Source organism: Candidatus Cloacimonadota bacterium, from assembly GCA_019429305.1.
Lineage (GTDB): Bacteria > Cloacimonadota > Cloacimonadia > Cloacimonadales > JAJBBL01 > JAHYIR01.
Map to the genome: position 1 here is coordinate 1 of JAHYIR010000011.1, position 12,143 is coordinate 12,143.

Sequence of the window (12,143 nt, forward strand, 5' to 3'; positions counted from 1 at the left end):
TGATGGGTTAGTTCGTGGTACAGCAGTCCAAGATACAGGAGAGCCAATAACTATTCCTGTTGGGGAAGAGGTATTAGGTCGAATTATCAATGTTACCGGTGACCCCATAGATGAACAGGGTCCGATCGAAAGTAAAGAACGTTTTCCAATTCATCGACCAACCCCGCTATTTGAAGATCTATCAACAGAAGAAGAGATTTTAGAAACAGGTATTAAGGTAATAGATCTTATCGAGCCCTATCTGAAAGGTGGTAAGACGGGTCTTTTTGGAGGCGCAGGTGTTGGTAAGACCGTCCTAATTCAAGAGCTTATTCGTAATGTAGCCACTGAACACGGTGGTTTCTCTGTCTTTTCCGGAGTCGGAGAAAGAACTAGAGAAGGAAACGATCTCTGGTTAGAAATGAAGGCATCCGGGGTTTTAAAAAACACTGCTCTCATCTTCGGACAGATGAATGAACCTCCGGGAGCACGTTTACGTGTCGGATTAACCGGTTTGACTGTTGCCGAGTACTTTCGTGACGTTTCCCGAAAAGATGTACTCCTCTTTATCGATAATATTTTCCGTTTCACACAGGCAGGTTCTGAAGTATCTGCACTACTCGGAAGAATGCCTTCTGCCGTTGGTTATCAACCGACTTTGGCTACTGAAATGGGAGCTCTGCAGGAGAGAATTACCTCCACTAATCACGGCTCTATTACCTCAGTTCAGGCAATTTATGTTCCGGCTGACGACTTCACAGACCCAGCTCCCGCCACTACTTTCAGCCACCTTGATGCCTCGACCTTCCTCTCCAGAAGAATTGTTGAGTTAGGTATTTACCCTGCCGTCGATCCCTTACAGTCAACCAGCCGTATCCTTGATCCTAAAGTAGTCGGTGAAGAACATTACCGAGTCACCAGAGAGACCCAAAGAGTGATTCAGAAATATAAGGACTTACAGGATATTATCTCTATTCTCGGTATGGATGAACTCTCTGATGAAGATAAATTAACTGTTAGCAGAGCACGAAAACTTGAACGCTTCTTCTCGCAACCCTTCTTCGTTGCTGAAGAGTTTACTAATGTGCCCGGGCAGTATGTACCTCTAAAGGATACCATAGCCGGGTTTAAAGCAATATTAGACGGTGATTGTGATGACTGGCCTGAACAGGCATTTCTCTATGTCGGAACCATCGAACAAGCAGAAGAAAAGGCGAGGAAGATCAAAAAATGAGTCTCCACTTGAAGATCATCCAACCGACAAGAACGATCATTGATACAGAGTGTGAACACGTCATCATTCCCGGAATTGCCGGTGACTTTGGAGTTTCTCCGGAGCATACACCCTTTATGACCAAAATCCGTCCGGGAACTTTAATAGTATATTATAAAGACAAAAAGATAAATAAAGATGTTTTCGCTATTCATGACGGCTTTGTGACCATTGAAAAGAATACTGTCCGTATAGTTTGTGAGGTGATAGAACTATACCAAGAGATAGATAAAAACAGAGCTGAAAAAGCCAGAAAAAGAGCTGAAGATAGAATGGCTGCTACAGATGCGGAAATTGACTATAGAAGAGCTGAATTGTCTCTCAAGAGAGCACTTGCCCGCATTCAAAGTATTTCCGATCATTAACAAATTTTTTTTCCTGTCTACTTTCTAATTACTACTTTATCTTGACATTTCTGAATTCATTGTGATTGTAATAATGTGAATGTTTAGAGGTTATCCCTAGAAGAGAAGATTAAGTCTAGTAAAGACAATGAGGTCATATATGGTAAGAATAGACAGGAAAATTACACCAATATTTGCAGTTGTACTTAGTATCGCAATCATGATGTTAAACGGCTGTGCTTTATTCAGATCAAAAAGTTCCCAACCTTCTGTATTTGATTATCTGGCTATTGGTGACACATATTTTGATGTAGGGGAATATAATCAGGCAATTGCTAATTATCTTTCTGCCTCAGAGTTAGAACCAGAAAATCCTGTAATCTACTATAAGATCGGTTTGGTTTATGGTGCTATGCATTCACTGGAGAATCCAGATCAGTCAGCAATAAGTGGCAGAGCAGATCGTCATGGTAGAGTCGAATACAGAGAGGGCAGTAATCACAATAATGCTCTCTATTACTTCCGAAAGGCAGCAGATATGGGTCATTTACCCTCGAGGGATATCCTGCGGGCAATGTATGATAATATTCAACACCGAGATGTTCAATATTGATAAATATCTTTAAGCTTTTATAATCGTTCCCGTCTCTCCATGCAGAGCATCTACTACTCTTTCTACTGATGTAATAACAACTTCTTTTCCACCTTTCTTAATGAAGTTGACAGCTGCTCTTATCTTTGGTCCCATACTACCGGGAGGGAACTGACCTTCAGCTAAATACTTTTCCGCTTCTGCCAAAGTTAAAACATCAAGATCTTGTTGATCCGCTTTACCAAAGTTGATAGATACTTTATCAACACCAGTCAAGATCACGAGCAGATCGGCTTCGATCTCTTCAGCGAGGAGTGCTGAAGCAAAATCCTTGTCAATTACTGCATCAATCCCTTCCAGCTTACCATCATCATTAATTATAAAAGGTATTCCGCCACCACCACAAGCAATGACAATAACACCCTCTTCAACAAGTTCTTTGATAGTGCTGGCTAATGGAATATCGATTGGGATGGGAGAAGGAACAACTTGACGGTATCCTCTGCCGGCATCTTCAACTATGTGCCAGCCATATTCGCTCTTTAATTTGTCTGCAGTTTCCTTGTTATAGAAAGGTCCTACAGGTTTCGAGGGATTCTGAAAATTCGGATCATTCTTATCCACCTGAACTCTTGTAACAACCGTTAGCACTTTAACATCCAGATTCTCCTTCGCTAAACCATTCTCCAGACATTCCTCTATCATATAACCCATTGTCCCTTCTGTAGCTGCGTTGAGAAACATCAAAGGAAGAGGGGCTATATTCATATTGATGCCAGCTTGTTGCTGAATGAGCATGTTACCGACTTGGGGACCATTACCATGAGTTATTGCCAGATGATAACCCTCTCTAATCAGCTTTACTATACCTTTCATACTCTCATATGTATTTATTTTCTGCTCTTCTACTGTTCCTTTCTGACCTGCTTTTAAGATCGCATTGCCACCTAAAGCCAAGACCGCCTTTTTTTGCATTGTCTCCTCCTCTGCTAATTTTCCTGCAAGATCTTTCTCAGAAAAACCAAGGAGACTGCATGATTATCAGCCTCCTTGTTGTTTATTATAACTTATTATTTGATATTAAGTTAGAAGTCCTTCAAAACATCCGATAAGTCCGGTTTACCTATCTCTTGTAATTCATACTGGATACGCACTACCGGTTTGTTGATAGTAATTATTCTCGTTAGATCTATTGGAGTAGCTATTATAACGACATCACAATCGGTAGCATTGATGGTATCTTCCAGATCTTTCATCTGTTTCTCGCCATATCCCATTGCCGGTAAGAGAATTCCAATATCCGGATATTTCTCATAAGTATCCTTAATCGTATCAACAGCGAAAGGACGAGGATCAACCAGTTCTCCGGCACCAAATTTCTGAGCTGCTACTACACCGGCACCAAATTCCATCTCACCGTGGGTAAGAGTCGGTCCATCTTCTACTACGAGTACTCTCTTACCTTTGATCATTTCCGGTTTATCAACAGTTAACGGTGATGCACCATCAATTACTATCGCATCAGGATTTACTGCCTGGATATTATCTCTCACTTCCATAATAGCATCAAAATCACTAGTATCGATTTTATTAATGACAATAACATCTGCCAGATGCATATTTGTTTCTCCAGGATAGTAAGCTAACTCATGCCCCGGACGATGCGGATCTACTACTACTATATGGATTTGTTTGTCGGAACAATAAAAAGAGATATCATTATTTCCGCCGTCCCAGATGATGACATCAGCTTCTTGCTCAGCTTCTCTCAAGATCGCTTCATAATCAACACCGGCATAAATAACACTACCCATGGCGATATGAGGTTCGTATTCTTCCATCTCTTCGATCGTACAATTATGTTTCTTTAGATCCTCTAAAGATGCAAAACGCTGAACTTTTTGGGCTAAAAGATCACCATAAGGCATTGGATGGCGGATAGAAACAACTTTTCTCCCTTTTGCCTGTAAAGCTTTAATGACCGCTCTGGTTGTCTGACTTTTTCCACAACCAGTTCTGACTGCACAGATTGAAATCAGAGGTTTGTTGGTCTTAATGGAAGTGTTCTTTGCCCCTAAAAGCATAAAATCGGCTCCTATTGCATTAACCAAAGATGCCTTATGCATAACGTATTCGTGAGGTACATCACTGTAGGCAAAAACTACCAGATCTACATTGTGCTTGATAATCAGGTCTTTTAACTCGTCTTCCGAATAAATGGGAATGCCTTCGGGGTATAATTTACCTGCCAAAGCTGCTGGATATAACTTATCATCGATATCAGGTATTTGAGTCGCTGTGAAAGCGATCACTTCATAATCTTCATTGTCTCTAAAATAGACATTAAAATTATGAAAGTCGCGACCTGCCGCTCCCATTATTAAAACTCTTCTCTTCATTCGTTTCCTCCTATATACTTTAATTTTGATATGCTATGCCAAATCCTTTTTAATAGCCCTAAAAGTCAAGCGTTTTCTTATCCTAAAATAACCCTGACCTATTCCTATCTCTTTAATAGAAGTTCGTCTGTTGCAAGTGAAGTATTACTCAAAAATATTTAATCCCTAAAGGATATCTATAGCTTGTCTAAACTATGGTCAACCTATAGGGAAGTATATAGTCGGATATATCCGACTATATACTTCCCTATAGGTATCTTAATGATAGATATTGGATTACCTGTTTTAATTCATCTGCCATTCTTTCATTGACATTTAAACTTGCTTTACAGATGATATTGCAATCGAAAATCATGAGGAGTATCTATGCTCATAGTAATAAAGAAGGGAACAACGACTGAAGATTTAGAGAAATTAACGCATTATCTGAATGGACTTAAAGCAGAATACACTGTTTGGAATGATCCGGAAAATAGCTATATTGCTCTACAATATTCTCTGGAAAGATCTATTCAAGATCAGCTTAAACAATATCATTTTGTTGAAAGAATTCTTGAAGAGAAACTTCTGCAAAAACAAACGAAACCGACGAAAGAAATCAAAATAAAGAGTCATATTATCAGTAGGAATAATTTTACCATTATTGCCGGTCCTTGCACAATCGATAATAGAGAAGACCTGCGACAAACCGCTCAAAAACTAAGATCACTTGGAGTATATTTTTTGCGGGGTGGTGCCTATAAACTACGTTCTTCACCCTATTCCTATCAGGGTTTGGGTAAAGAAGCTCTCCGTTATATGAAAGAGGTCTGTGATGAACTGGATATGGTCTCAGTTTCTGAGATCACTTCGATTGATGATCTGAAAATGATGAGTGAATACATTGATATATTGATCGTTGGTACGAGAAATATGCAAAATTACCGCCTGCTGACAGCTATAGGTGAAACAGACCAGCTGGTTATCTTAAAGAGAGGAATGGCAAACACGATAAAAGAATGGATTCTCGCTGCCGAATATATTTCAAAAGCAGGTAATGAAAATATCATCCTCTGTGAAAGAGGGATCAGAACCTTCGAAAATTATACTCGTAATACTCTTGATTTATCTGCTGTTCCGATAATACAATCTATGACCCCTTATCCCGTAATAGTCGATCCCTCTCACAGTTCAGGAATCAAAGAACTCGTTAAACCGTTAAGTTGGGCTACTGCTGCTGCCGGTGCTGATGGTCTTTTAGTTGAATGTCACTACTCACCGGAAAAAGCTCTTTGTGATGCTCAACAGACGATAAGCATAGAAAACCTGAAGGAAATTAAGGATAATTTGTCTCCTATTATTAATCTCTGGAACAAAGTGATTAATTGATCCTTACTTCATATTAATCAATAGGTTATATTTATTTTATGTCCACTAATGTCATCCTGAGTGTTCTGCACCAAAATATTAAGAAATTGACATAACTTTCATTTTTAAATTACCTTTCGATACAGCTCTTGGCAAGAAAAGCATGAGTTGTTCCCAAGTGCCACTCAGGTTGACAACAGCAATCTCTTAATGCTGATGAGAGTCAATGCTTGGTCCGCTTCAAAACTCTTGCAGAGTTTTCTTGAGATATTGCAAGCCGTTTTAGTATCAATAAAAAAAGGCAGATCCGAGGATCTGCCTTTTTCGTATATATAGAGATTAAGGCTGGTTCTATTTTAACAAGATCATCTTATCGTACTGTTCATATCCTATCGATGCTGAGAAGCGATAAAAGAAGATACCCGATTGAGAAGGATTGCCATTATCATCTTTGCCGTCCCAATACAGAGTATTATCTCCCGCCTCAAAACTCTCCGATAAAGCTCGGATCTGCTGTCCTAAGATGTTATAAATAATCACGGACACTGAAGCCGCTCTTTCCAACTCAAATCGGATATTCGTCCCCGGATTAAAAGGATTAGGATAGGAACCGATGAGTTTGGTAACATATTCTAACTCTGGCGGATTTCCCTGATCTTCTTCATAAAAAGTCATAATAGAGATCGGTCCATGAATGTTTGTTGTTATATCGAGATCTATTGCTTCTAACCAATAATAATAAAGGGTATTCATTGCTACACCTTCATCGATAAAGGTGTAGATCTGCTGCTGACTACTGTTACCGTTACCATCAATTATAAGAAGATTGACCTTTGTGGCAGTTGCCAGATCATTTTCTCTGCTGCGATGTACATTATAGCCGAGCAGATTTGTTTCTGTCTCCGTTGTCCAGCGTAATTGCACATAATTGTTAGCGATGATCGTCGCTGTGAAAGATGAGAGTTCAACTGGTTGAGATGGTTCATCTGGTTCTTCAAAGTACTTAGTATAAAGTTCACCTTCGATCAATGATCTTTCGCCATCACTTAAAGCTCTGTTATAAACTATTATCTCAGCTATATCACCACCCCAATAAGTATCAGAAGCCGACAGAGAATAAAGTCCTATATCGATAGACTCAGTTACCCTAAAGGTTCCATCCCCTATAGTACCGGATTTTGTTGTAGATACTTGTAATTCACCGTCTAGATGCAAATCCCAGAGAGAGGGATAGAAACGTGCTGTCGTTATGAAAAACTGATCATTATTGATATTTGTCGTTCCCTCTATTCCATGCGGCGTGTTATCCATACCGGTGAAGAGAAAAAATCTGATCGCTGATCCTACTGTCGACTGCATTGACCAATTAGGCCAATACTGGCTATTAGATGACTGCCATGCTCTGGCATTGATCCATCTGGCATCTAAAGATGTATTCGCTTGATTGACTACACTGATGATAGTAATTTCATGATTAGATGTTAATATATCACTGTTTATTCTAAGATAATCATCAAAACCATCGAATCTTAAAAACGCAAAATCATACACTTCGTCCACTAGATAAATGGGCATACTGTCCAGCTCAGTTTGCTCAGCATCATTGTTGTTACCGCTCTGATCAGACCAGTTATTAACAGGATCATTCTCATTATATTCCGTTATTTCAGAAGCATCAAGCCAGAGAACTAATCCATCAGTTATTCCTGCAGGTCCTGCAGATAAAGACAGAGTAAAGAAAAAAGCAGCAACAAGAGTAAGGAACAAAATTCTCCTTTTCATATAAACCTCCTTAAGATTCAATTTAACAGATTATTATAGAGCTTATTTAAAATTTGACATTATTTTACTAATCCTCTTAATACTATATGTTATAAGTAGATATATATGTCAAGCTATATCTGGTTTCTGTTGATAGGAATACAAAATCTAACATAGGGCAGTAGTTTAAAGAAGTTGTCTTTATTGATTGATAAACAAGAAGTTACAGCTACATGATTAAGATAATGTTGAGGATTAAAAAAAGGCAGACCTGATCAGGTCTGCCTTTAAATATTTTAAAAGAGTATCTAAGTTTTTATTTCAAGAGTATCATCTTATCATATTGTTGATAACCAATGGAAGCGATAAAACGGTAAAAAAAGACTCCTGATTGACAAGGATTACCATTATTGTCTTGCCCATCCCAGTATATAGTACTTTCTCCTGCTTCAAAACTTTCTGATATACTTCTTACTAGCTGTCCCAGGATGTTGTAGATCAGGACATTTATTGTTGCCGGTCTATCCAGTTCAAAACGGATATTTGTACCCGGATTGAAAGGATTTGGATAGGCACCGATCAATCTTGTTTGATAATCAGTGTCTGGGGGGGTTTCCGGATCTTCACCGTACCATGTCTGAATGGAGATCGGTCCGTGGAAACTCGTTGTTATATCGAGATCGATCGCTTCCAGCCAATAATAATAGAGGGTACTCATTTCAACATCTTCATCGATAAAGGTATATATCTGCTGTTGACTACTGTTACCGGCACCATCGATCAGAAGCAGATTGATCTTATAAGCAGTTGATAGATCATTTTCTCTGCTGCGATGTACATTATAACCAAGCAGATTAGTTTCGGTCTCCGTTGTCCAGCTTAATTGCACGTAATTGTTAGCAATGACCGTAGCTGTGAAAGCAGAGAGTTCTACAGGTTGTGCTGACTCAAAATACTTCATATATAAATAACCATAAAGTTCATCTCTATCTTGACCATCTAAAGCACTATCATAGATAAGAAACTCAGCAATGTCACCGTTTAGAAATCTTGCTATATTACCTTGAGAACCAATTCTAATTAAAGGTTGACCTGTGTCAGGGGTATTGACAGTGGTAGTGGTCATATCTGGATTATTATCGACGAAGAGTGTTGCTTCCACACCGGTATCAAAAGTTACCATCGCAATAAAGAATTGACTATCGGCCTTTGCTTCCTGAGAATATAAGTTCACTCCATTAGCTTGAGCTCCTCCGGAAGATGTTCTAAACCAAAGTCGATGTGCAGGTGCTCCTGATGTTGCAGGATTACCATTTACTGATAACCACCAATTACGATCATTCCAAGGATTTGCTCCGGTACCTTCTTTTGAAGTAATGACTTGTATGTTACTGCCAACATCATTAACCTTTAATACAGCTATAATTGAAAAAGCAGTCATGTCTAACGCGGAATCAGAATCAATATTCAAAAAATCATTAGTGCCGTCAAATCTGACGACAGGGAAACCTACATCAGTATAAAAAATTGGTCTATTAGCTTCTGTTCCTTGAACTGCATCATTAACATGCTCACCTTTATTATACCAAGTACCAACAGGATCACCATCATTTAGTGTACCTTCTAAATCATTAGCATCAAGCCAGATCTGCAAACCAAGGATTTCATCCGGTGAAAATGCAAACATAGATCCTGCAAACATCAAAGCAACAATTAGTCCGATTAGAAAATTCATCTTTTTCATCTTACCTCCATAAGAGTCTTAAATTATTAACCATTACCAGCCATTTTAAATTTTTACTCATCTTTAAACCTTCTATAATAATGAATCACGTTTATCTTTACTTCATTCCAAACTCTTTTTAATCCTTTAATCACATAGAGTTAGAGTACCTATCTAATGATCGTTGAAGATAAAAAATGTTGATGGTCAGAGTTAAGAATTAGCCCGAAATATCTGTTCTTAGCTCATGTTATTTATATATGATGATCACTTCATCATGATCATCTTGTTATAATCGATGAAATCGGATTCTGTACTAATACTATAGAGATAGATACCTGATAGACATGCCTTACCAGTGGCGTCATGGCCATCCCAATATATGCTATTCTTACCTTCATTAAATGTCTGGGTAATCTCTCTTACTCTCTGTCCCAGAAGATTGTAGATGGTTAATGTAACTGATGTTGGTTGACACAATTCAAAACGGATATTAGTTCCCGGATTAAAGGGATTGGGATAAGCACCGATCAATTTTGTGATCTTCTCCGGTTCAGGAGGGATCTCTGTATCCTCTAAAACTGTAACAACAGAAACTGGACCATGGTAATTAGTAGTAAGGTCTAGATCAATTGCCTCCAACCAATAGTAATAAGTTGTATTGAATTCTACGAAATCATCTATGAAAGTATATATTTGTGATTGGCTACTACCACCAGTACCGTTAATTATGAATAAATTTACTCTGGAAGCATTTTCTAGCTTATTGTCCATACTGCGCAAGACATTATAACCAAGGAAATTCGTCTCTGTCTCTGTAACCCAACGCAATTGAACATAATTTTCAGCCAGAAAAGCTGCTGTAAAGGAGGTCAATTCAACAGGTTGGGCTGGTTCTAATATGAAATATACAGTAGCAGTTATTTCATCGTTCATAATAAGATCTATTTCTTGATCTAAATAATATTCCATTCCATTAACTATCCATCTGGCAAAAATCCAACCATCTTCGGGAATAGCATTTAAGATGATCTGTGTGTTTTCAATAACTAACTCAGAATGAGGGAATTCATCAGGTATTATTCCATTTATACTGACGGTTCCCTGACCCTCTGCTATATCTACTGTTAGTAGGTACTCAGATAAAATCGGTATTTGTACATCATCTATAACAAAAACCTTTCTACCCCCAGTACTGGCACCGGTAGTGAGAAAACCTAAATAATAGTTGCCATTCAATCCGGCAAGAGATTGTGTGAAAGTTTGAGCAACATCTGATAATGGAAATGTTTCAAGATCAACCCACACAATATCATCTTCTGAGTACTGTATTGTTATTGCTTCTACATAGCCGATACTTCCATACATAGCATTGAAGTATAAAAAGGGTGTTAATGTATTACCGGATAAAGTTAACAGAGGTGTTCTGAGTCGACGTTCGTTCTGATCTTGAGATCCGCTGTTTGCTGCTGAGGCAGTTCCACTAATTACCCATGGTCTGCTGGTTGTTCTATCCCAGCTTGTGTGGGTCCTGTCCCATCCAAGTGGAGGAAATTGCGCTCCCTCAAAACCTTCATTGAGAAGGTATCCGCTTATATTGAAAGATATATCTGAACTAGAATAAATTTCTGCCTGATTACCCTGTAAAAAGGTAAGTATTCCTGAAAAAACTATAGTTAGGAATATTATCAGAATTAACTTTCGTCTCATGAGTCCTCTTCTTTTCTTGTAAAAAATAGGTTTTTGTGATTTTTCCTCTGATTGACATGTTCAACAATCTTTGATTGCAAGTTACATTGTAAGCTGGTTCAATCTCATTGAAAAACTCTGTTTTCTTTGAAACTGTGAATAGATAAAAACTTGCTGTAGTCTTGGGAAAATCGACCAAAATATAAAAAGGACTCAAGAAAAAAATCACTAATATACCTAAAAACTCAATAGAGAAACGAAAGTTACTTCCAAATATAAAACCGGCACCACCCAAAAATTCTTTTATCGGTGCAATATGAGAATTGTGTATTAATAAGATGGAAAAGATCAGAGATAGTAGGATGCAAAGAAGACCGATAAACCTTGCGTGTGTATCGAATCCTTTCAATTTACCTCCTAAAATAATCTCTCTTAAACTCTTCATCTTATCTCTAAATATGCTATCTATTTAAGTTAGATAGATATACGATTACTAAATGTTCAATACTAACCTAAATGTCAAGTAATAATTGTCTTTTTGTTTAGATATTTTTTATATTTATTACTAAATGATTGACAATTTTTTATCATAAAGCGTTGTCTTGCAATATATTACGAATCATTACTACGGTGGGGATAATTTGTGGATAAGCTCATTGGGTATCGGCTCTGAGCGATATTCAAAATTCGATTATTTTTATCGAAATTGAGATTTCTTCCTGAAAATCTTTTCAATTGACAGAATTAGGGTCACGAAGATGTTTGTGCACAATCAGGTGCATCCGTAGCTCAGTTGGTAGAGCAGCTGACTCTTAATCAGCGGGTCTAGGGTTCGAGTCCCTACGGGTGTACCATTTTTGTATGCAGGCTTTCAAGCTCTAAGATTGCTTTGTGAACTGTTTTTAAGTTATTGGAGAAACGTTATCGGATCTCTCTTTGGTTCTTAGCAAAGAATGACCTCCTTTGATTTGTTCTTGCTGTGATTTAACTAACCGATCCAAAGAAAAACTTCTTCATTGACATTACTAACATTCTC

Annotated in this window: 10 protein-coding genes and 1 tRNA gene; 5 read left to right on the forward strand and 6 right to left on the reverse strand. The window is 38.1% G+C overall.

Going from position 1 to position 12,143, the window contains the following annotated elements; all coding sequences use genetic code 11:
* From atpD to K0B81_05870, 3 genes are all read left to right on the forward strand, one after another.
* On the forward strand, positions 1-1,213 hold a 1,213-nt coding region (gene atpD, locus K0B81_05860), incomplete at its 5' end, for a F0F1 ATP synthase subunit beta (protein MBW6516127.1).
* Entirely contained in the window at positions 1,210-1,617 is a 408-nt protein-coding gene (gene atpC, locus K0B81_05865) for an ATP synthase F1 subunit epsilon (protein ID MBW6516128.1), read from the forward strand. The genes atpD and atpC, both read left to right, overlap by 4 nt.
* 127 nt (positions 1,618-1,744) lie before the next feature.
* The gene (locus tag K0B81_05870) at positions 1,745-2,209 is read left to right on the forward strand and encodes a tetratricopeptide repeat protein (protein MBW6516129.1); all 465 of its coding nucleotides are present in this window, start codon (positions 1,745-1,747) and stop codon (positions 2,207-2,209) included.
* 9 nt (positions 2,210-2,218) lie between these two features.
* Here K0B81_05870 and arcC read toward each other — a convergent pair whose 3' ends face one another.
* Together arcC and K0B81_05880 are read right to left on the reverse strand one after the other, a co-directional pair.
* Positions 2,219-3,163 (reverse strand): carbamate kinase, encoded by a 945-nt coding sequence (gene arcC, locus K0B81_05875; protein ID MBW6516130.1) that lies wholly within the window; start codon positions 3,161-3,163, stop codon positions 2,219-2,221.
* 110 nt (positions 3,164-3,273) lie between these two features.
* A complete protein-coding gene (locus K0B81_05880) occupies positions 3,274-4,587 on the reverse strand; it encodes a cyclic 2,3-diphosphoglycerate synthase (GenBank protein MBW6516131.1) in 1,314 nt (437 codons plus the stop codon).
* Between the two features lie 366 nt (positions 4,588-4,953).
* On the opposite strand from K0B81_05880, the gene aroF reads away from it, so the two are divergent.
* Entirely contained in the window at positions 4,954-5,955 is a 1,002-nt protein-coding gene (aroF, locus tag K0B81_05885) for a 3-deoxy-7-phosphoheptulonate synthase (protein ID MBW6516132.1), read from the forward strand.
* 330 nt (positions 5,956-6,285) lie between these two features.
* Here the strand turns inward: aroF and K0B81_05890 are convergent, their stop codons facing one another.
* The 4 genes from K0B81_05890 to K0B81_05905 all read right to left on the reverse strand — a co-directional run bounded on the left by K0B81_05890 (position 6,286) and on the right by K0B81_05905 (position 11,552).
* Entirely contained in the window at positions 6,286-7,716 is a 1,431-nt protein-coding gene (locus tag K0B81_05890; GenBank protein ID MBW6516133.1) for a T9SS type A sorting domain-containing protein, read from the reverse strand.
* A gap of 295 nt (positions 7,717-8,011) precedes the next feature.
* Positions 8,012-9,439, reverse strand: a complete 1,428-nt coding sequence (locus K0B81_05895; protein MBW6516134.1) for a T9SS type A sorting domain-containing protein — start codon at positions 9,437-9,439, stop codon at positions 8,012-8,014.
* 246 nt (positions 9,440-9,685) lie between these two features.
* Positions 9,686-11,128, reverse strand: a complete 1,443-nt coding sequence (locus K0B81_05900; protein ID MBW6516135.1) for a T9SS type A sorting domain-containing protein — start codon at positions 11,126-11,128, stop codon at positions 9,686-9,688.
* Complete coding sequence (locus K0B81_05905) at positions 11,055-11,552, reverse strand: hypothetical protein (GenBank protein MBW6516136.1); 498 nt, start codon at positions 11,550-11,552, stop codon at positions 11,055-11,057. The genes K0B81_05900 and K0B81_05905 overlap by 74 nt, the downstream gene beginning before the upstream one ends.
* Positions 11,553-11,885: 333 nt before the next feature.
* Between K0B81_05905 and K0B81_05910 the strand changes: the two genes are divergently transcribed.
* A tRNA-Lys gene (locus K0B81_05910) sits at positions 11,886-11,961 on the forward strand.
* The last annotated feature ends 182 nt before the right edge of the window (positions 11,962-12,143 follow it).